The sequence below is a fragment of the Pseudomonas sp. 25 R 14 genome, assembly GCF_900004755.1.
Taxonomy (GTDB): Bacteria; Pseudomonadota; Gammaproteobacteria; order Pseudomonadales; family Pseudomonadaceae; genus Aquipseudomonas; species Aquipseudomonas brenneri.
In genome coordinates this window covers 1-19,300 of the sequence record NZ_CVTS01000010.1, presented here as the reverse complement: position 1 = coordinate 19,300, position 19,300 = coordinate 1, and the positions used below count along the sequence as shown (strand labels likewise).

The following is a 19,300-nucleotide window of genomic DNA, read 5'->3' as shown; positions in this document are numbered from 1 at the left end:
GAAACACATCGACCGCTTGTAGCTTGAAGCTTGTAGCTTTTCACTGCGACGTAGTAACGTAACTACATTCACCCATCCACTGGGAGGCGCCCCATGACAATTACGACCATCTCCAGTCGCGAATTCAACCAAGACACAAGCGGTGCCAAAAAAGCCGCGCGCCAAGGACCGGTTTTTATCACCGACCGAGGCAAGCCTGCCCATGTACTGCTAAGTATTGAGGACTACCAAAAACTGACAGGTATCAACGCCGACATTGTTGATCTGTTGGTGATGCCAGAAGCGGCGGATATCGAATTTGAAACCGAGCGCGCCGTGATTATTCATCGACCCGTGGACCTCTCTTGATGTATCTGCTCGACACCAATGTCATCTCCGAGTTACGCAAACCCCAGGCCGACAAAAATGTGGTCGCGTGGGCCAAAACTATCGCTGCGCCGCGCATGTACATTTCGGCGATCACCTTGAAGGAGTTGGAGACTGGGGTGCTGCGAATGGAGCGCCGCGACCCCGTGCAGGGCAAGGTCTTGCGCACCTGGCTCAAACGCCACGTCATGCCGGCCTTCGATGCCAGGATCCTGCCGATTGACGCTGCCGTGGCATTGCGCTGCGCCAGCCTGCATGTACCGGATCGTGCCAACGAAGGTGATGCGCTGATCGCCGCAACCGCTCTGGTTCACGGCCTGACCGTGGTCACCCGCAATGTCGCCGACTTCCAAAGCAGCGGTGTGACACTGATCAATCCATGGGACGAATGACCTTCGGGCCCTGAAAAACCGTCCATACTCAACCTGTCAATTGATTCAAGTCACGTACACCATCAATTGATTTCCCCCAACGCGACCAAAGGTCGCACCCGTTCATCGGTACTACAGGCGTATCATTACGCCACTGCAACACCCCTATTTTGACCCCGGCTGGCACGTACTGGCCGAGGCAAATCTCCACTGCCGTGGGATGCAATGATGAGCAACCAGATTCCGGTACATGACGTTACCCCGCCTGCCAAAAAAACCAGCAACACCGTTGATCTCTACGCCTCGCGAGAGAAAATCTACACCCGTGCCTTTACCGGGCTGTTCCGCAATCTGCGGATGCTCGGCGGTGCCGGCCTGTTCCTGTTGTACTTCGGTACGGTGTGGCTGAACTGGGGCGGACACCAGGCGGTCTGGTGGAACCTGCCAGAGCGCAAATTCTTTATCTTCGGTGCGACATTCTGGCCCCAGGACTTCATCCTGCTGTCAGGCATCCTGATCATCTCGGCCTTCGGCCTGTTCTTTATCACGGTGTACGCCGGGCGTATCTGGTGTGGTTATACCTGCCCGCAAAGTGTGTGGACCTGGATCTACATGTGGTGCGAAAAGGTCACCGAGGGCGACCGCAACCAGCGCATCAAGCTGGACAAGGCGCCGATGAGCGCCAACAAGTTCCTGCGTAAACTCAGCAAGCACACGCTGTGGCTGCTGATCGGTTTTGTCACCGGCATGACCTTTGTCGGCTACTTCTCGCCGATCCGCGAACTGGTGTTCGAGTTCTTCACCGGCCAGGCCGATGGCTGGTCGTACTTCTGGGTCGGTTTCTTCACCCTCGCCACTTATGGCAATGCCGGCTGGCTGCGCGAGCAAGTGTGTATCTACATGTGCCCGTATGCGCGCTTCCAGAGTGTGATGTTCGACAAGGACACCCTGATCGTGTCCTACGACCCGCGTCGTGGCGAAGTGCGTGGCCCACGCAAGAAAGGTGTCGACTACAAGGCCCAGGGCCTGGGGGATTGCATTGACTGTACGATGTGCGTGCAGGTCTGCCCCACCGGTATCGACATTCGTGACGGCCTGCAAATCGAGTGCATTGGCTGCGCCGCCTGCATCGACGCCTGCGACACCATCATGGACAAGATGGAATACCCGCGCGGCTTGATCAGCTACACCACCGAACATAACCTGTCGGGGCAAAAGACCCACAAACTGCGCCCGCGCCTGATCGGCTATGCGCTGGTGCTGCTGGCGATGATCAGCCTGCTGGCCACCGCATTCTTCATGCGCTCGCTGGTGGGTTTCGACGTCAGCAAGGACCGCGTGCTGTACCGCGAAAACGCCGAAGGGCGGATCGAGAACGTCTACAGCCTGAAGATCATGAACAAGGACCAGCGCGACCACACCTACGTGCTAGACGCCACGGGCCTGCCGGACCTCAAGCTGCAAGGCAAGCGCGAGATCAAGGTCGCCGCCGGGGAAATCTTCACCATGCCGGTGGAACTGTCGAGCGCGCCGGAACAAATGCCATCGACCACCAACGAGGTGAAATTCATCCTCAAGGATGCGGACGATGACAGCGTCCACGTTGAAGCCAAGAGCCGGTTCATCGGCCCACAAATTCGTTGAAAGAGAACAGAACAATGCCCGTAGCAACTGCCGCAAGCCCCTGGTACAAGCACCTCTGGCCCTGGATCATCATTGCCATCCTGGCCTGTTCGGTGACGCTGACCTTGTCCATGGTGACCATCGCGGTGAACAACCCGGACAACCTGGTCAACGACAACTACTACGAGGCCGGCAAAGGCATCAACCGCTCCCTGGACCGCGAATTGCTGGCCCAGACCCTGCAAATGCGCGCCACCATGCATCTGGATGAGCTGACCGGCGAAGTCGAGTTGCACCTCACCGGCAACAGCGGGCCGGCCACGCTGGAACTGAACCTGATTTCGCCGACCCAGCCGGAGAAAGACCGCAAGGTCATGCTCACCCGTAGCGAGAGCGAGCCGGGTCGGTATATCGGCCAGGTCACCGACAAGGTCGAAGGCCGGCGCTTCGTCGAACTGCTGGGGGTGGAAGGCGACAGGACCTGGCGCATGTTTGAAGAGGAAGAAGTCAGCCACGGCACCGACCTGAAGTTGGGTGACGAGCCGTTGCAGGGTGCCGAAGACCTGAAGAACTGAAAGCCTGCGCTTCGCGCATCGCCGGCAAGCCGGCTCCTACAGGGAGTGTGCGATAACCTTGTAGGAGTCGGCTTGCCGGCGATGAGGCCCTCCCCGCCCACACAGATCCAAAGCCATGACCACCCCAATCCCCTGCTACCACTGCGCCCTCCCCGTCCCGCCCGGCAGCCGCTTCACCGCGGTGATCCTCGGCGAGCCCCGGGAGCTCTGCTGCCCGGGTTGCCAGGCGGTGGCCGAGGCGATTGTCGCAGGTGGCCTGGAGAGCTATTACCAGCACCGCAGCGAGGCCTCGGCCAACCCCGAGGCCTTACCCGTGCAACTGGTCGACGAACTGGCTCTGTACGACCGAGCCGATGTGCAAAAACCTTTCGTGCGCCACGACGGCGACCTGGCCGAAGCTACCCTGTTGATGGAAGGCATCAGCTGCGCCGCCTGTGGCTGGCTGATCGAGAAACATCTGCGCAGCCTGCCGGCCGTGGCCGAGGCGCGGCTGAACCTATCCAACCATCGCCTGCATGTACGCTGGGCCGACGCGCAATTGCCGTTGAGCCAAGTGCTCAGCGAGCTGCGCCAGATCGGCTACGCCGCCCACCCTTATCAAGCCGACCGTGCCGCTGAACAGTTGGCCAGCGAAAACCGCCTGGCCCTGCGCCAGCTCGGCGTTGCCGGTCTGTTGTGGTTCCAGGCGATGATGGCGACGATGGCCACCTGGCCGGAATTCAATATCGACCTCAGCCCCGAACTGCATGTGATCCTGCGCTGGGTCGCGCTGTTTCTGACGACACCGATCGTGTTCTACAGCTGCGCACCGTTTTTCAAGGGCGCCATGCGTGACCTGCGCACCCGTCACTTGACCATGGATGTCTCGGTTTCGCTGGCCATCGGCGGCGCTTACCTGGCGGGGATCTGGACCGCCATCACCGGGGTCGGCGAGCTGTATTTCGATGCCGTGGGCATGTTCGCCCTGTTCCTGCTGGCCGGACGCTACCTGGAGCGCCGGGCCCGCGAGCGCACCGCTGCGGCCACCGCCCAGTTGGTCAACCTGCTGCCGGCCTCGTGCCTGCGCCTGAAAAGCGATGGCCATAGCGAACGCATCCTGCTCACCGAACTGGCCCTGGGCGATCAGGTGCTGGTGCATCCAGGCGCGATCCTGCCGGCCGATGGCGTGATCCTGGATGGCCAGTCGAGCATCGATGAATCCCTGCTCACCGGCGAATATCTGCCACAACCACGACAAGCCGGCGATAGCGTCACCGCTGGCACCCTCAACGTCGAAGGCGCGTTGACCGTTGAGGTGCGCGCCCTGGGCCATGACACCCGTTTATCGGCCATCGTGCGCCTGCTGGAGCGGGCCCAGGCAGAAAAGCCACGCCTGGCCGAAATCGCCGACCGCGCTGCGCAATGGTTCCTCCTGTGCTCATTGATCGCTGCCGCCGTGATCGGCCTGCTGTGGTGGGAACTGGATTCGTCACGGGCATTCTGGATTGTCCTGGCGATGCTGGTGGCGACCTGCCCGTGCGCCCTGTCCCTGGCGACCCCCACCGCGTTGACTGCCGCCACCGGCACCCTGCACAAACTCGGCCTGCTACTGACCCGCGGCCATGTGCTGGAAGGCCTGAATCAGATCGACACGGTGATTTTCGACAAGACCGGCACCCTGACCGAAGGCCGCCTGGCCCTGCGCGCCATTCGGCCGCTGGGCAGCATGAGCAGCGACCTCGCCCTGGCCCTGGCCGCCGCCCTCGAAAACCGCTCCGAACACCCGATTGCCCGGGCCTTCGGCCGTGCGCCGATGGCCGCCGACGAAGTGCTGAGCACGCCTGGCCTGGGCTTGGAAGGCCGGGTTGGCGAGCGCCTGCTGCGTATCGGCCAGCCGGCCTTTGTCTGCGAACTGAGCGGCTGCGCAATTCCCGACTCGCCGCAAGACGCTGGCCAATGGCTGCTGCTGGGCGACACCAACGGCGCCCTGGCCTGGTTTGTCCTCGATGATCGCCTGCGCAGTGATGCACCGGCGCTGCTGGCCGCATGCAAGGCACGGGGCTGGCGTACCTTGCTGCTGTCGGGGGATAGCTCACCGATGGTCGCCAGCGTCGCCGCCGAGTTGGGCATCGACGAAGCCCGTGGTGGCCTGCGCCCGGATGACAAGCTGCAAGTGCTGCAACAGTTGCACAAGGAAGGCCGCAAGGTGTTGATGCTCGGCGACGGGGTCAACGATGTGCCGGTACTGGCCGCCGCCGATATCAGCGTGGCCATGGGCTCGGCCACTGATCTGGCGAAAACCAGCGCCGATGCGGTACTGCTGTCCAACCGCCTCGATGCCTTGGTACAAGCCTTCAGCCTGGCACGGCGCACGCGCCGCGTAATCATTGAAAACCTGCTGTGGGCCGGGCTATACAATGGCCTGATGTTGCCGTTCGCCGCCCTTGGCTGGATCACGCCGATCTGGGCGGCGATCGGCATGTCCCTCAGTTCGTTGACTGTGGTGCTCAACGCCCTGCGCCTGACTCGCCTGCCGCGCGCCAGCGCCGCGAGCGCCACCCCTCAGCCCCGTCCGCTGCCGGCTTGAGCCGCACGGGCATGGAGTAGCGATGCCAGCTCTTTACGTAATGATTCCAGCAGCACTGCTGATCGTCGCCATCGCCATCTACATCTTCTTCTGGGCGGTGGACAGCGGCCAGTATGACGACCTCGACGGGCCGGCCCACAGCGTGCTGTTCGATGACCAGGACCCCAAGCACCTGGCCGCCGTCGACGAAGCCAGCAGCCATCCGCAGCCACCGAGCAAGCCTGACGAACCGGCGCCACCCCATGCTTGAGCTAGCGCCGCTGCTGGTTTCCGCACTGATCCTCGGCCTGCTGGGCGGCGGTCATTGCCTGGGCATGTGCGGCGGCCTGATGGGCGCGCTGACCCTGGCGATCCCTGCGGAGCAGCGCAGCCGGCGCTTTCGCCTGCTGCTGGCCTACAACCTGGGGCGTATCCTCAGCTACGCCACGGCCGGCGTGCTGATTGGCCTGGCCGGCTGGGCAGTGGCCAACAGCCCGGCCGCGATGTTCATGCGCATCCTCGCCGGCCTGCTGTTGATCAGCATGGGCCTGTACCTGGCCGGCTGGTGGAGCGGCCTGACCCGCATCGAAAGCCTCGGGCGCGGCCTGTGGCGCCATATCCAGCCGGTTGCCAACCGTTTGCTGCCGGTGTCGAGCCTGCCGCGCGCCTTGCTGCTGGGCGCGCTCTGGGGCTGGTTGCCGTGCGGGTTGGTCTACAGCACGCTGCTCTGGGCGGCCAGCCAGGGCAACGCACTGGATAGCGGGCTGTTGATGCTGGCTTTCGGCCTCGGCACCTGGCCGGTATTACTGGCCACCGGGCTCGCCGCCGAACGCATCACCGCGCTCTTGCGCAAGCGCAGTGTGCGCATGGCCGGCGGCCTGCTGGTGATCCTGTTCGGCATCTGGACACTGCCCGGCCCACACCAGCACTGGCTGATGGGCCACTAAAAGGCCATGTGGCATAGCGCCGCTCCCCGTTGATACAAATCAAGATGACCGCCCAGCCATGCCCCTAGACTCGGCCCACTAGCCATTCCGGGGAACGCCCGCATGCTCGACGCCATTCGTTGGGACACAGATCTGATTCATCGCTACGACCTGGCGGGGCCGCGCTATACCTCCTACCCCACCGCCGCGCAGTTCAACAGCCAGGTCGGCACCTTCGACCTGCTGCACGCCCTGCGCGACAGCCGCAAAGCCGTACGCCCGCTGTCGCTGTATGTGCACGTGCCGTTCTGCGCGAATATTTGCTACTACTGCGCCTGCAACAAAGTCATCACCAAGGACCGCGGTCGCGCCCAGGCCTACCTGCAACGCCTGGAACAGGAAATCCAACTGGTGGCCTGCCACCTGGACCCCAACCAGCAAGTGCAGCAACTGCACCTGGGTGGCGGCACACCGACCTTTCTCAGCCACGACGAACTGCGCCAACTGATGGCCCAACTGCGCCGCCACTTCAACTTGCAGGATGACGACTCTGGCGACTACGGCATCGAGATCGACCCCCGGGAGGCCGACTGGGCCACCATGGGCCTGCTGCGCGAACTGGGCTTCAATCGCGTAAGCATCGGCGTGCAGGACCTCGATCCCGAAGTGCAGCGCGCAGTCAATCGCCTGCAAAGCCTGGAAGAGACCCGCGCGGTGATCGATGCGGCGCGCACCCTGCAGTTTCGTTCGATCAATATCGACTTGATCTACGGCCTGCCCAAGCAGACACCAGAGCATTTCGCCCACACCGTGGCCGAGGTCATCAGCCTGCAGCCTGATCGCCTGTCAGTGTTCAACTACGCCCATCTGCCGGAGCGCTTCCTGCCCCAACGACGGATCAACAGCGACGACCTGCCGGCCCCTGCCGACAAATTGCAGATGCTGCACAACACCATCGAGCAACTGACCGCAGCCGGTTACAACTACATCGGTATGGACCATTTCGCCCTACCCGACGACGAGTTGGCCATCGCCCAGGAAGAATCGACCCTGCAGCGTAATTTCCAGGGCTACACCACCCACGGCCATTGTGATTTGATCGGGCTGGGAGTCTCGGCCATCAGTCAGATTGGGGATTTGTACTGCCAGAACAGCAGCGACCTGAATCACTACCAGAACGCCTTGGCCGGCGCACAACTGGCCACCAGTCGCGGCCTGCTCTGCACAGCCGATGACCGTCTGCGCCGGGCAGTGATCCAGCAGTTGATCTGTAACTTGCGCCTGGACTTCGAGCACATCGAGCAGGCGTTCACCGTGGATTTTCGCGGTTACTTCGCCGAAGTCTGGCCGCAACTGCAAGTGATGGCCAACGATGGCCTGATCGCACTCGACGCCGAGGGGATTCGTGTATTGCCCGCTGGGCGCCTGTTGGTGCGCTCGGTGTGCATGGTGTTCGATGCCTATCTGCAACAGCAGAACAGGCAGCGATTTTCACGGGTGATCTGAAGCAGGTTACTTGGCGATCAACGAGGCCGCTTTCACCGCGTCCTCGGCACTCAAGTTCTTCATTACTTCGTTCAAGGACGCATAGGCGGAGGTCAATGCGGCTTGCAGGCTGCCTAACGCCGCTTGCACGGCGCCCAGTTTCGCCTGGGCCTGGTCGGGGCTCAGGCGCTTGTCGGCCATGATCGCCGTCATCTCAGCCATCTTTTCCGCGATCTGCTGCTTCAACTGGCGAATCATTTTCAGCAGCTTCTGCACGTTTTCGTCCAGGCCGCTTTCTTCGATATCGTTGTTGGCCGTTTTCTCGGCGTTGGCCGCCCTCAACGAAGCACCGGAAAAGGTCACGCTCACACCTTCGGCAGGCTTGGTTTCACTCAGCGCTGCGGTCTCGCCCGCCTCGCTGACGGTGCTGGTTTTTTTCGGCTCAAGCAGAGTCGGCACCGTGGTGCGGGACGGGAGATTGCCGTCGATGGAAAGCATATCTTGAGCCTCCAAGCTCTTGGTCGATAGCAGTCCATCGGCCGCTGTGTAAAATTCTTTATACCCCTGCCGGTTTTTTGTACAGGCTGGCCTGATAGTCCCTCAGTGCGGTACCCTTACGTCTTATGTGTGTTTTCCCACAAGGATTTAAGAAATGTCCGAGCCAGTCAAACTGCGCGCTCATAGCCAGGCTCACTGCAAGGATTGCAGCCTGGCGCCCCTCTGCTTGCCACTTTCGCTGAATCTGGAAGACATGGATGCGCTGGACGAAATCGTTAAACGTGGTCGCCCACTGAAGAAAGGCGAATTTCTGTTTCGCCAGGGCGACAAGTTCGATTCCGTCTATGCAGTACGCTCGGGCGCCTTGAAGACGTTCAGCCTGAGCGATAGCGGCGAAGAGCAGATCACCGGCTTCCACCTGCCCAGCGAGCTGGTTGGCCTGTCGGGCATGGACACTGAGATTCACCCGGTGTCGGCCCAGGCCCTGGAAACCACGTCGGTGTGCGAGATTCCATTCGAGCGCCTGGATGAGCTGGCCCTGCAATTGCCGCAGTTGCGCCGCCAATTGATGCGCGTGATGAGCCGGGAAATCCGCGACGACCAGCAAATGATGCTGCTGTTATCGAAGAAAACCGCCGACGAACGGATTGCCACGTTCCTGGTCAACTTGTCCGCACGTTTCCGCGCCCGTGGCTTTTCGGCCAACCAGTTCCGCCTGAGCATGTCGCGCAACGAAATCGGCAATTACCTGGGCCTGGCGGTGGAAACCGTGTCCCGGGTATTCACCCGCTTCCAGCAAAACGAACTGATCGCCGCCGAGGGCAAGGAAGTCCACATCCTCGACCCGATCCAGCTGTGTGCACTGGCCGGCGGCTCCCTCGACGGCTGATCGCCGTACAAGGGATGCGACACTTGCGGCCAAGCCAACCGGTTGGGCCGCAGGTATACTGACGAGTCTTTGCCCCCAGGACTCCCGATGATGGCCTTCGACTCATTCGACATCAAATCCCTGATTCGCCCCGTCATCGACTTCCCCAAGCCTGGGGTGATCTTTCGTGATATCACGCCGCTGTTCCAATCGCCCAAGGCCATGCGCCTGGTGGCCGACACCTTTATCCATCGCTACGTCGAAGCCGAGTTCACGCACATCGGCGCGATGGATGCCCGTGGTTTTCTAATCGGTTCGATCATCGCCTACCAACTGAACAAGCCGCTGATCCTGTTCCGCAAGCAAGGCAAGCTGCCGGCAGACGTATTGTCCGAGGGTTACCAGACCGAATACGGCGAGGCCTTTCTTGAGGTGCACGCCGACAGCCTGTGTGAAGGGGATTCAGTGTTGATGTTCGATGATCTGATTGCCACAGGTGGCACCTTGATTGCTGCGGCCAACCTGGCACGGCGTATGGGTGCGCGGATTTTCGAAGCGGCGGCGATTATTGACCTGCCGGAACTGGGTGGCTCGCAGCGGTTGGAGGATATGGGGGTTCCGACGTTTTGTTTGACGCAGTTTGGGTTGACTGAGCGCTGATTTGTGGTGTCTTGGCGGGCCTCTTCGCGAGCAAGCCCGCTCCCACATTCGACCGCATTCCTATGTTGGAAATCGATCGAATGTGGGAGCGGCGGTGCGACGATTCGACTTGCTCGCGATAAGGCCCCTTAGAACACCATCAATCACAAACCCATCTGCTTACTGATGATCTCGTTCATCACCTCCCGAGTGCCGCCACCAATCGACAAGATCCGATTGTCCCGGTACAGCCGCTCCACCAGACTGCCGCGCATATAACCCAGCCCTCCAAGAATCTGCACCGCGTCATACGTCACGCGGTCGGCGGTGTCCGTGGCGAGGTTCTTGGCCATGGAAATCTCCTTGATCACACTCTTGCCAGCCGCCATCTTCGCCGCCTGGCGATAAGTGAACTCCCGGGAAACCTCGACCGCCGTGGCCATCTCCGCCAGGCGATGCTTGAGCACCTGGAACTTGCCGATCGGCTTGCCAAAGGCCTCGCGCTGGGCGGCCCACTTCAAGCTCTCCTCCAAGGCCATCTGCGCGGTCATATTGGCCATCAATGCCAAAGCCAGGCGCTCGCTCTGGAAGTTGCCCATGATGCAGGCAAAACCCATGTTTTCGGCACCAATCAGATTGCCTACGGGCACCTGGCAATCATCGAAGAACAACTCGGCAGTGTCCGACGCCCACCAGCCCATCTTCTTCAACGGCTGACCAACGGTGAAGCCAGGCGTGTCCTTCTCGATCAACAGCAGACTGATGCCGGCAAACCCTGGCCCACCAGTACGCACGGCGACGGTGTAATAGTCGGCACGCGCGCCACTGGTGATAAAGGTTTTGCTGCCACTGACCCGATAACAATCGCCATCACGCACGGCACGGGTTTGCAGGCTGGCGACATCGGAACCGCCACCGGGCTCGGTGACGGCCAGGGCCATGATCTTCTCGCCGGACAAGACTTGCGGCGCCACGCGCTCGCGCACTTCGGGACGCGCCCATTTGACGATGGGCGGCAGGCCGATATCCAGCGAGCCCAGCCCGGCCACCACGCCGCCGGAGCCACAGCGCATCAACTCTTCGCTGGCGGCGACCTTGGCGAACAGATCGCCTTCGTGGCTACCGCCCAGCGCTTCGGGGTAGCCGATCCCGAGAATCCCCGCCGCGCCGGCCTTGAGGTACAACTCGCGGGGGAAGAGCTCGGCTTCCTCCCATTGCTCGACGCCCGGCAGCATCTCGCGCTCGACAAAACGGCGCACGCTGTCGCGGACCAATTGGTGGCTGGGATCGAAGTATTCCTGATAGGCAGACATCGGCAAGCTCCACGGAGAGGTGGAGCGAACTTACCAAGCGCTTGCTTGGTTATCAAGCGACACAAAATTTTCGACCCCACCAAAAATCCCCCACATAAGCTCATTCATATCTGGGAATTTGTGGTCGGTGTTAGAGGGCGATAGGTTTACGCCCGGCAAACGAGTGCGCCAGCGTGCCGCCGTCCACCAGCTCCAGCTCGCCACCCAACGGCACACCGTGGGCGATGCGCGAAGTGACCAGGCCTTTGTTGCTTAGCAGTTGTGCGATGTAATGCGCCGTGGCTTCGCCTTCCACCGTCGGGTTGGTGGCCAGGATCACTTCGCTGAAGGTGCCCTGCTCTTCAATGCGCGCGACCAGTTGCGGGATACCAATCGCCTCCGGCCCCAGGCCGTCGAGGGGCGAGAGGTGGCCCTTGAGCACAAAATAGCGCCCGCGATAGCCGGTCTGCTCCACCGCGTACACGTCCATCGGCCCTTCGACCACGCACAGCAGCGTGTCGTCGCGACGGGGGTCGGCGCATTGCGGGCACAGTTCTTCTTCGGTCAGGGTGCGGCACTGGCGGCAATGCCCCACGCCGTCCATGGCCTGGCTCAGTGCCTGGGCCAGGCGGGAGCCGCCGCTGCGGTCACGCTCCAGCAGTTGCAGCGCCATGCGCTGGGCAGTTTTCTGGCCCACGCCCGGCAAGGTGCGCAGGGCATCGATCAGTTGACGAATCAGGGGGCTGAAGCTCATGGGGCAAAGGTCCGACAAAACAACGAGACGCGGTTTATACCCGCGCCTCGGATAAGCGTCAAATACGCACGACCAACTTGCCGAAGTTGCGCCCTTCCAGCAAGCCGATAAAGGCTTCGGGCGCCTGCTCCAGACCCTCGACCATGTCTTCGCGGAACTTGACCTTGCCGTCACGCACCCACGGCGCCATGGCGCTGATAAATTCGGGGTGTCGATCGCCATAGTCGTCGAACACGATAAAGCCCTGGATGCGCACGCGCTTGGTCAGCAGGGTGCGTTGCAGCGCCGGCAACCGATCGGGTCCGGTGGGGGCTTCATGGGCGTTGTAACCGGCAATCAGGCCGCACAGGGGAATCCGTGCCTTGGCATTGAGCAAGGGCAGCACGGCGTCGAAGACCTTGCCGCCGACGTTTTCGTAATAAATATCCACCCCTTTGAAACAGGCCAGGGCCAGTTCATTGGTAAAGTCCGCGCTCTTGTGGTCGATACAGGCGTCAAAACCCAGCTCATCCACCACATAGCGGCACTTGTCCGCGCCGCCCGCAACGCCCACCACCCGCAGGCCCTTGAGCTTGGCCACCTGACCGACCACCGAGCCCACCGCACCGGAGGCCGCCGCCACGACCAGGGTTTCCCCGGCCTTGGGCTGGCCGATATCCATCAATCCCATGTAGGCCGTCATACCGGGCATGCCCAACACGCCAAGGGCCATGGACGGGCTCGGCAACCCCTTGGGCACCGGCATCAGGTTGCGACCGTCACTGATGCTATGGCTTTGCCAGCCGGTGGCACCGACCACCAGGTCACCCACTTCAAACTTGGGGTTGCGCGACTGTTCGATACGGCTGACAGCGCCGCCGGTCATTACCTCGCCGATTTCCACTGGAGCGGCGTAGGACGGCGCGTCACTCATACGCCCACGCATGTAGGGATCCAGGGACAGGAACAGGGTCTTGAGCAGGACCTGGCCGTCTGCCAGGTCTGGCAGCGCCACACGTTCCAGGCGGAAGTTCTCCGGTACGGGCGCCCCTTGCGGGCGGGATACCAGGACGATGCGCTGGTTAAGGGTCATGGCTTGAGTCATCAGCAAGGCTCCTTTTATCGGTGATTGAATTCAGCGGTATAGGGTGCAGACAGCTGTTGCAATACTGACGTTCGATTTTGACCGACACAAACAAAAATGCCAGGCACGAGGCCTGGCATTTTTTATTGCATGTCACCGATCAGAACGGCAGCTTCATGCCCGGAGGCAGTTGCATGCCTGCGGTCACACCGGACATTTTGTCCTGGCTGTTGGCTTCGATCTTGCGCACAGCGTCGTTGACGGCCGCGGCGAACAGGGCTTCGAGCATTTCCAGGTCGTCTTCACCCACGCCCGGCAATACGCTTGGGTCGATGCTCACGCGCTTGATGTCGTGACGACCGGTCATCACCACGCTGACCATATCGCCACCGGCTTTACCGGTGACTTCGGCGTTGGCCAGTTCTTCCTGCATCTTGGCCATTTTTTCCTGCATCTGCTGCGCCTGCTTCATCAGGCCGGCCATGCCACCTTTCATCATGGGAATCACCTCAAAAGTACGTGGATCAATACGGCGCCGAGCCTTGGGGCACGGCGCCTTCAATTATCAGCCCTGTGCTGCCTGGGCTTCGACGGGCTCAATAGTATCGTGTCGCACCACCGCGCCAAACTGCTCCATCATCTGCTGGATGAGCGGATCGGCCTGGATCGACTCCTCGGCCTCGCGCTGACGGTTGAGACGGCGACGGGTCGCAGCCTGGGCCGGGGTTTCCTGCTCGGGCTTGATCAGCTCGATGGTCACCGTCAGGGTGCGTTCGTGGAACTGGTTCAGGGCATCGTTGAGCCGGCGCTGCTGGGTCGCGTTGAACAGGGCACTGTGGGCCGGGTCCAGGTGCAACAGCCAGTGATCGCCATCGACGGCGATCAAGGTGCAGTTGGCGGCGATGCTGCCGGTCATGCCGGAGATCGGCAATTTCGGGAACAGCTCCAGCCATTGCAGGGCCAGGCCCGTGGCCGGCATCGCGGCGGGTTCCGCCTCGGGCTCGGGCGCAGGCTCGGCGGTGTGCTCGCTGGCGAGATCGTCCAGGTAGCTGTAGGCCGAATCCATGTCCGGCTCGATGTAGTCTTCGTCCAGCGGTGGCTCGTCGTCCAGGTCAATGCCCGGCGTGGCGGCATCCACTTCGGCGAAGGTCGGCTCAGGCACGGGCGCGGCGACCCATTCCGGCGCATCGGGCACCACGCTGTCGGGAGTTGGCGTCGGCATTGGCGTGAGTTCGGGCTGTTCGCCAGCGGTTTCCAGCACGGGCTCGACTGCCGGCTGCTGCTCGACCACCGCCTCTACCGGCTCATTCCAGGGCAGGTCGACCACAGGCGCGGGCGCAGGCTCGGCAACCGGCGCAGCTACCTCCACGGGCGCCACAGGCTGTGCGACGACCGGCTTCGGCTCCGGTGCGACAGGCGTCGGCGCGACCACTGGTGCAGCAACCGCTGCGCCAGCCACTGGTTTGGCGGAATCAACTGTGGCCTGGCTGATCCCCACTGGCTTTAGCGGCTGTCTCGGCGCGTCGGCGGTATCCGCCGGGCGGAACGCCAACATGCGCAACATGACCATTTCAAAGCCACCGCGCGGGTCTGGCGCCAATGGCAAGTCACGTCGACCGATCAGGCCCATCTGGTAGTAGAACTGCACATCTTCGGCCGGCAACGCCTGCGCCAGGGCCAACACGCGATCGCGGTCACCGTGGCCGTTATCGACGCCTTCCGGCAGGGCCTGGGCGATAGCGACGCGGTGCAGCACATTGAGAATTTCCGACAGCACGCCATTCCAGTCCGGGCCCTGCTCCGACAAATGGCGCACGGCTTCGAGCAGCGCCTTGGCATCGCCTTCGATCAGCGCATGCAGCACATCAAAGACCTGCCCGTGATCGAGGGTGCCGAGCATGGCCCGCACGTCGGCGGCCATGACCTTGCCTTCACCGAAGGCAATCGCCTGGTCGGTCAGGCTCATGGCATCACGCATCGAGCCATCGGCCGCGCGACCCAGCAGCCACAGGGCGTCGTCTTCGAACGGCACGTTCTCGACACCCAGCACATGCGTCAAATGCTCGACCACCCGCTCGGGGGTCATGTTCTTCAGGGAGAACTGCAGGCACCGCGACAAAATCGTTGCAGGAAGTTTCTGCGGGTCGGTGGTGGCCAGGATGAACTTCACGTAGGGCGGCGGCTCCTCCAGGGTCTTCAACAGGGCGTTGAAGGAATGGCTGGAGAGCATGTGCACTTCGTCGATCAGGTAGACCTTGAAGCGGCCACGGCTAGGCGCGTACTGCACGTTATCCAGCAGTTCACGGGTGTCCTCGACCTTGGTGCGGCTCGCGGCATCGATCTCGATCAGGTCGACAAAGCGCCCTTCGTCGATCTCCCGGCACACCGAACAAGTGCCGCAGGGGGTCGACGTGATGCCAGTCTCACAGTTCAGGCACTTGGCGATGATCCGCGCAATAGTGGTCTTGCCCACCCCGCGGGTGCCAGTGAACAGGTAGGCGTGGTGCAGCCGCTGGCTGTCCAAGGCATTGATCAGAGCCTTGAGCACATGGGTCTGGCCGACCATTTCGCGGAACGAGCGCGGACGCCATTTACGTGCAAGAACCTGATAACTCATCGAAAACCGTCGCAACTGGGAAGCGGAAGCCGGTAATGCTAGCGGAGCAGGGGGGAAATTGCATCCGGCACGCTCGCCTAATCTGACTAAGCTGGTAGTGGCATGCCCTGCAAAGGGCTGATCCCGGAGAGTTTATGCGCGTAGTCCTGGGCGCTTTATGGATGATAACCACACTGAGCCTGGCGGCACCTGCACCGCTGCGCTTCTCGATTTCCGACAGTTGGGCCATGCCCTTGGTGCAGATCGAGGACGACCAGCCGACCCAGGGCATTTTGTATGACCTGATGTTGAGCCTGGCGACCCAGGTCGGCCATCCAGCGCAGTTCCAGGTCCTGGCCCGGGCCCGCATCGCCCCGGCCATGGAGCGCGGTGAGATCGATGTGCGCTGCTACGTCGCACAAGCGTGGCTCAATGACCTGTCAGGCGATCATGTGTGGAGCATCCCCTTGCTGGTGCAGCGCAATGTGCTGGTCAGTGCCCATATCCCCCCGTTGTCGGTACGCGTGCCCAAGTTGGCGGCGCAGAATATCGGCACGGTGCTCAATTACAGCTACCCGACCCTTGAACCGCTATTCGCCAAAGGCCAACTCAAACGCGACGACGCCCGCAGCGAAGAGCAGGTGCTGCAAAAACTGGTAGCCGGACGCTTCAAGTACGCGGTCACCAATGAATGGACCCTGGAGCGTTTCAATCAACAGTTGCCGGTGGGTCGCAGGTTACACGTGGTGGCAGTGATCGAAGAGCAAAGCCTGGGCTGCTTCGTGCGCAACGACCCAGCCCTGCCCGTCCAACGAATTTTGCGTACGCTGCTGCGCATGAAGATGTCAGGAGAGATTGACGCAATCATCAAGCTCTATACCGGCGACCGCGGACGTCAGCTTCCCTCTTCGCCGGCGCCATAGTTGAGCAAATCAAACCCGGCGGCCCAGGCCGGAACCTCGTCAGCCGGCATGGGCTGGGCGAAATAATAACCCTGGGCCACTTCACAGCCCATGCGCAGCAGCAGTTGGCCATGCTCCAGGGTTTCCAGGCCCTCGGCGATCACTTCGCGGCCAAACGCCCGGGCCAGGCCGATCACCGCCTGAGTCAGGGCCAAATCGTCCTTGTCATGCAGGATGTCGCGCACAAACGACTTGTCAATCTTGATGGTCTGGGTCGGCAGGCGCTTGAGGTAGCTGAGGGAGGAATAGCCGGTGCCGAAATCATCCAGGGAAAACCTCACCCCCAGCGCCTGGCATGCTGCAAGGTGCTCGGTGACTCGCTCGATATGGTCGATGGCCACCGACTCGGCAATCTCCAGGTCGAGCATGTGCGGTGCAACCTCGGGGTGCTGCGCCAACAGTTGTTGCAGGCGCTCGACAAAATCCGCGCGCTGGAAATGCCGGGCCGCGATATTCACACTGACCGGCCAGCAATGCCCAGCCTCTTGCCACTCACGCATCTGCGCCAGTACCTGGTCCATCACCCATTCGCCGACATCGACGATCAGGTCAGTCTGCTCGATCAAGGACAGGAAATCCTTGGGCGACACCAACCCACGTATCGGATGCTGCCAGCGCAGCAGTGCCTCAAACCCCACGACCTGACCATGGCGCAGGTTGATCTTGGGATGAAAGTGCAGGCACAACTCCCCCGCCGCCAGGGCCTGGCGAATCTGCTGCACGGTCTGGTGGGTGGCCTTGACCTCCTGCTCCAGTGACACGTCAAACAGTTGATAGCGGTTGCGACCACTCTGCTTGGCCACATACATCGCCTGGTCGGCATGGCGCAGCAAGGTGTCGGCGTCCTCGTCATCCAGCGGAAACAAGGTCACGCCAATGCTGGCAAACACGTTGATCTGCGCGCCGAGGATCGAATAAGGCTCGGAAATCGCCGAGAGGATGCGCCGCAGCGCGCGATTCAGTTCATCTGTATCGCGCACATAGCGCAGGATCAGCACGAACTCATCACCCGCCAGCCTGGCGACCACATCTTCGCCACGGATGATGTCACGCAGGCGGCTGGCCACCTCCACCAGCAACAGGTCGCCAGAGGCATGGCCATAGCCGTCGTTGACCGCCTTGAAGCCATCCAGGTCGAGCATGCACACCGCCAGGGGGATGTGCTCGCTGCGGGAAAACTCCAGGGACTGCACCAGCAACTCCGACAGGTAAGCCCGGTTCGGCAGCCCGGTCAGCACATCGTGACCGACCCGCCATTGCAAGGTTTGCAGCAGTTGGCGCTTTTCGCTGACATCAAAACGGATCGACACGTACTTCTGCACCTGCTTGGTACGCTCATCGACCAACGGCACCATGGTGCTGTCGACCCAATACAGCGATCCATCCTTGGCGCGGTTACAGATTTCCCCACGCCAGACCTTGCCCTCGGTGAGCGTGCGCCACATGCCCTGGAAAAACCCGGCAGGGTGCAACCCGGAACTGAGGATCCGGTGGTTGCGCCCCAGCAACTCGTCGCGGCTGTAGCCGGACATGCCGCAAAATTGGTCGTTGACGTAGGTAATGCGGCCGGTGAGGTCTGTCTCGGAGAAAATGGCGGCGGCATCCACGGCCCTGCGGTATTTCTCATCCATGAATGAGGCTCTAGGTGGCTAGCGGTTGAACCGCTCGACCAGGGCACGCAACCCGGAAGAGATGCTTTCAAGTTCCCGGCCCCGGATGACTGCAGCGTTGGCATTGCCCGCTGTCTTTTGCACCGTGGCCGCGACGTTATTGATCTGTTGTGAAACATCCTCTGCGACGTGGGATTGTTCCTGTGAGGCAGCCGCCATTTGCTGACTCATGCCGGTAATGCGCTCCACTGCCTGGCGAATGCCCAGCAGTGCCTGTTGCGCTTGCAATACCTGTTGCACGCCCTGCTCGGCTTCGCGAATGCCGGTGCTGGCGATTTCAACAGCCTCGTCGGCGCCGGCGCGCAAGTTCTGGATGATGCCCTGGATCTGTTCGGTCGACTCCCGGGTCTTGCCCGCCAGCGCCCGCACTTCATCGGCCACCACGGCAAAACCACGCCCTTGCTCGCCCGCCCGCGCCGCTTCGATGGCGGCATTCAGGGCCAGCAGATTGGTCTGGTCGGCGATGGCCTGGATCATGCTCGCGGCTACGCGGATTTCCTGGGTCTGGCCGGCCAGGTGGCCAACGGCCTGGTTGATCTGGGTGACGGTGGCCGCCAGCAGTTGAATCGCTTCGCGTGTGGTGCCGACCACCTGGCTGCCGTGTCCAGCCAGGTCATTGGCGGTACGGGCTTCGCTGGCGGTCTGTTGGACGTGCACCGCCACTTCGGCGATGGATGCGGCCATTTCGGTCATGGCGGCGGCCGTCATATCGGTTTCGGCGCGCTGTTCCAGCAGCGCCGACTCGGTAGTCGCCGACAGTGCACTGGAGTCGGTCGCCGCCCCAGCCATCTGCGTGGCCAGGTCACTGAGGCGCGTGAGGGCAGTTTTCAAGCGCGCCTCTTCGCTGATCAGGATCATCTCCAACTGCGCAGCCGGCCCCAGCGCATCGCTGTAGGTCATGGCGCTGATCGGGTCGGAAAAGGTATTGGGCGTGTGCTCGACAATCTGCTTGAGTTGCTGCCCCAGACGCAGGTGCGCCCAGGCACCCACCCCGAGTAACAGCAGCGCGGTCGATGCCTGCGCCCACCCCGTGGGCAGCCATTGCACCGCCCCACTCGCGGCCACCG

The 19,300-nt window shown here is 62.0% G+C and carries 19 protein-coding genes; 11 read left to right on the top strand and 8 right to left on the bottom strand.

Annotated features, from left to right (window positions below; translation table 11 throughout):
* Positions 1 to 93 precede the first annotated feature (93 nt).
* The 8 genes from BFQ03_RS01430 (at position 94) to hemN (ending at position 7,912) form a co-directional block, all read left to right on the top strand.
* Complete coding sequence (locus BFQ03_RS01430; protein ID WP_029300038.1) at positions 94 to 348, top strand: type II toxin-antitoxin system Phd/YefM family antitoxin; 255 nt, start codon at positions 94 to 96, stop codon at positions 346 to 348.
* Positions 348 to 758, top strand: coding sequence for a type II toxin-antitoxin system VapC family toxin (locus BFQ03_RS01425; RefSeq protein WP_065942354.1), 411 nt, complete (start codon positions 348 to 350; stop codon positions 756 to 758). Before BFQ03_RS01430 ends, BFQ03_RS01425 begins: the two co-directional genes overlap by 1 nt.
* 207 nt (positions 759 to 965) lie before the next feature.
* Positions 966 to 2,381 carry a cytochrome c oxidase accessory protein CcoG gene (ccoG, locus tag BFQ03_RS01420; protein ID WP_032863341.1) on the top strand — a complete coding sequence of 472 codons (1,416 nt, stop codon included), beginning with the start codon at positions 966 to 968 and terminating at the stop codon, positions 2,379 to 2,381.
* A gap of 14 nt (positions 2,382 to 2,395) precedes the next feature.
* Positions 2,396 to 2,935, top strand: a complete 540-nt coding sequence (locus tag BFQ03_RS01415) for a FixH family protein (RefSeq protein ID WP_032863342.1) — start codon at positions 2,396 to 2,398, stop codon at positions 2,933 to 2,935.
* 115 nt (positions 2,936 to 3,050) lie between these two features.
* Entirely contained in the window at positions 3,051 to 5,501 is a 2,451-nt protein-coding gene (locus tag BFQ03_RS01410; protein ID WP_065942353.1) for a heavy metal translocating P-type ATPase, read from the top strand.
* 22 nt (positions 5,502 to 5,523) lie between these two features.
* Complete coding sequence (gene ccoS, locus BFQ03_RS01405) at positions 5,524 to 5,751, top strand: cbb3-type cytochrome oxidase assembly protein CcoS (protein WP_032863344.1); 228 nt, start codon at positions 5,524 to 5,526, stop codon at positions 5,749 to 5,751.
* A complete protein-coding gene (locus tag BFQ03_RS01400; RefSeq protein WP_032863345.1) occupies positions 5,744 to 6,427 on the top strand; it encodes a sulfite exporter TauE/SafE family protein in 684 nt (227 codons plus the stop codon). The genes ccoS and BFQ03_RS01400 overlap by 8 nt, the downstream gene beginning before the upstream one ends.
* 102 nt (positions 6,428 to 6,529) lie before the next feature.
* Positions 6,530 to 7,912 carry an oxygen-independent coproporphyrinogen III oxidase gene (hemN, locus tag BFQ03_RS01395; protein ID WP_065942352.1) on the top strand — a complete coding sequence of 461 codons (1,383 nt, stop codon included), beginning with the start codon at positions 6,530 to 6,532 and terminating at the stop codon, positions 7,910 to 7,912.
* Positions 7,913 to 7,918: 6 nt separating this feature from the next.
* Here the strand turns inward: hemN and BFQ03_RS01390 are convergent, their stop codons facing one another.
* On the bottom strand, positions 7,919 to 8,389 hold the full coding sequence (locus tag BFQ03_RS01390; RefSeq protein WP_065942351.1) for a hypothetical protein: 471 nt from the start codon (positions 8,387 to 8,389) through the stop codon (positions 7,919 to 7,921).
* Positions 8,390 to 8,543: 154 nt separating this feature from the next.
* On the opposite strand from BFQ03_RS01390, the gene fnr reads away from it, so the two are divergent.
* Complete coding sequence (gene fnr, locus BFQ03_RS01385) at positions 8,544 to 9,278, top strand: fumarate/nitrate reduction transcriptional regulator Fnr (protein WP_032863348.1); 735 nt, start codon at positions 8,544 to 8,546, stop codon at positions 9,276 to 9,278.
* A gap of 90 nt (positions 9,279 to 9,368) precedes the next feature.
* A complete protein-coding gene (locus BFQ03_RS01380; protein WP_032863448.1) occupies positions 9,369 to 9,917 on the top strand; it encodes an adenine phosphoribosyltransferase in 549 nt (182 codons plus the stop codon).
* Positions 9,918 to 10,060: 143 nt separating this feature from the next.
* Here the strand turns inward: BFQ03_RS01380 and BFQ03_RS01375 are convergent, their stop codons facing one another.
* From BFQ03_RS01375 to dnaX, 5 genes are all read right to left on the bottom strand, one after another.
* Positions 10,061 to 11,209, bottom strand: a complete 1,149-nt coding sequence (locus BFQ03_RS01375) for an acyl-CoA dehydrogenase family protein (protein WP_032863349.1) — start codon at positions 11,207 to 11,209, stop codon at positions 10,061 to 10,063.
* Between the two features lie 130 nt (positions 11,210 to 11,339).
* On the bottom strand, positions 11,340 to 11,942 hold the full coding sequence (gene recR, locus BFQ03_RS01370) for a recombination mediator RecR (protein WP_032863350.1): 603 nt from the start codon (positions 11,940 to 11,942) through the stop codon (positions 11,340 to 11,342).
* A gap of 58 nt (positions 11,943 to 12,000) precedes the next feature.
* On the bottom strand, positions 12,001 to 13,026 hold the full coding sequence (locus BFQ03_RS01365) for an NADP-dependent oxidoreductase (RefSeq protein ID WP_065942350.1): 1,026 nt from the start codon (positions 13,024 to 13,026) through the stop codon (positions 12,001 to 12,003).
* 139 nt (positions 13,027 to 13,165) lie between these two features.
* Positions 13,166 to 13,504 (bottom strand): YbaB/EbfC family nucleoid-associated protein, encoded by a 339-nt coding sequence (locus BFQ03_RS01360; RefSeq protein WP_003193199.1) that lies wholly within the window; start codon positions 13,502 to 13,504, stop codon positions 13,166 to 13,168.
* Positions 13,505 to 13,570: 66 nt separating this feature from the next.
* Positions 13,571 to 15,622 carry a DNA polymerase III subunit gamma/tau gene (dnaX, locus tag BFQ03_RS01355; RefSeq protein ID WP_032863352.1) on the bottom strand — a complete coding sequence of 684 codons (2,052 nt, stop codon included), beginning with the start codon at positions 15,620 to 15,622 and terminating at the stop codon, positions 13,571 to 13,573.
* Positions 15,623 to 15,756: 134 nt separating this feature from the next.
* On the opposite strand from dnaX, the gene BFQ03_RS01350 reads away from it, so the two are divergent.
* Positions 15,757 to 16,524 carry a substrate-binding periplasmic protein gene (locus BFQ03_RS01350; RefSeq protein WP_065942349.1) on the top strand — a complete coding sequence of 256 codons (768 nt, stop codon included), beginning with the start codon at positions 15,757 to 15,759 and terminating at the stop codon, positions 16,522 to 16,524.
* On the opposite strand, the gene BFQ03_RS01345 is transcribed toward BFQ03_RS01350, so the two are convergent.
* Positions 16,497 to 18,194 (bottom strand): putative bifunctional diguanylate cyclase/phosphodiesterase, encoded by a 1,698-nt coding sequence (locus BFQ03_RS01345; RefSeq protein WP_050593448.1) that lies wholly within the window; start codon positions 18,192 to 18,194, stop codon positions 16,497 to 16,499. The genes BFQ03_RS01350 and BFQ03_RS01345 overlap by 28 nt on opposite strands.
* A gap of 18 nt (positions 18,195 to 18,212) precedes the next feature.
* A partial coding sequence (locus BFQ03_RS01340; RefSeq protein ID WP_065942348.1) for a methyl-accepting chemotaxis protein occupies positions 18,213 to 19,300 on the bottom strand: 1,088 nt, incomplete at its 5' end.

Bases quoted from the DNA above. Each gene is read 5' to 3' on its own strand.
- BFQ03_RS01425 (WP_065942354.1), top strand. From the start codon at position 348: ATGTATCTGCTCGACACCAATGTCATCTCCGAGTTACGCAAACCCCAG.
- BFQ03_RS01410 (WP_065942353.1), top strand. From the start codon at position 3,051: ATGACCACCCCAATCCCCTGCTACCACTGCGCCCTCCCCGTCCCGCCC.
- dnaX (WP_032863352.1), bottom strand. From the start codon at position 15,622: ATGAGTTATCAGGTTCTTGCACGTAAATGGCGTCCGCGCTCGTTCCGC.
- BFQ03_RS01360 (WP_003193199.1), bottom strand. From the start codon at position 13,504: ATGATGAAAGGTGGCATGGCCGGCCTGATGAAGCAGGCGCAGCAGATG.
- ccoS (WP_032863344.1), top strand. From the start codon at position 5,524: ATGCCAGCTCTTTACGTAATGATTCCAGCAGCACTGCTGATCGTCGCC.
- BFQ03_RS01350 (WP_065942349.1), top strand. From the start codon at position 15,757: ATGCGCGTAGTCCTGGGCGCTTTATGGATGATAACCACACTGAGCCTG.
- hemN (WP_065942352.1), top strand. From the start codon at position 6,530: ATGCTCGACGCCATTCGTTGGGACACAGATCTGATTCATCGCTACGAC.
- BFQ03_RS01365 (WP_065942350.1), bottom strand. From the start codon at position 13,026: ATGACTCAAGCCATGACCCTTAACCAGCGCATCGTCCTGGTATCCCGC.
- BFQ03_RS01430 (WP_029300038.1), top strand. From the start codon at position 94: ATGACAATTACGACCATCTCCAGTCGCGAATTCAACCAAGACACAAGC.
- fnr (WP_032863348.1), top strand. From the start codon at position 8,544: ATGTCCGAGCCAGTCAAACTGCGCGCTCATAGCCAGGCTCACTGCAAG.
- BFQ03_RS01400 (WP_032863345.1), top strand. From the start codon at position 5,744: ATGCTTGAGCTAGCGCCGCTGCTGGTTTCCGCACTGATCCTCGGCCTG.
- ccoG (WP_032863341.1), top strand. From the start codon at position 966: ATGAGCAACCAGATTCCGGTACATGACGTTACCCCGCCTGCCAAAAAA.
- BFQ03_RS01380 (WP_032863448.1), top strand. From the start codon at position 9,369: ATGGCCTTCGACTCATTCGACATCAAATCCCTGATTCGCCCCGTCATC.
- BFQ03_RS01345 (WP_050593448.1), bottom strand. From the start codon at position 18,194: ATGGATGAGAAATACCGCAGGGCCGTGGATGCCGCCGCCATTTTCTCC.
- BFQ03_RS01415 (WP_032863342.1), top strand. From the start codon at position 2,396: ATGCCCGTAGCAACTGCCGCAAGCCCCTGGTACAAGCACCTCTGGCCC.
- BFQ03_RS01390 (WP_065942351.1), bottom strand. From the start codon at position 8,389: ATGCTTTCCATCGACGGCAATCTCCCGTCCCGCACCACGGTGCCGACT.
- BFQ03_RS01375 (WP_032863349.1), bottom strand. From the start codon at position 11,209: ATGTCTGCCTATCAGGAATACTTCGATCCCAGCCACCAATTGGTCCGC.
- recR (WP_032863350.1), bottom strand. From the start codon at position 11,942: ATGAGCTTCAGCCCCCTGATTCGTCAACTGATCGATGCCCTGCGCACC.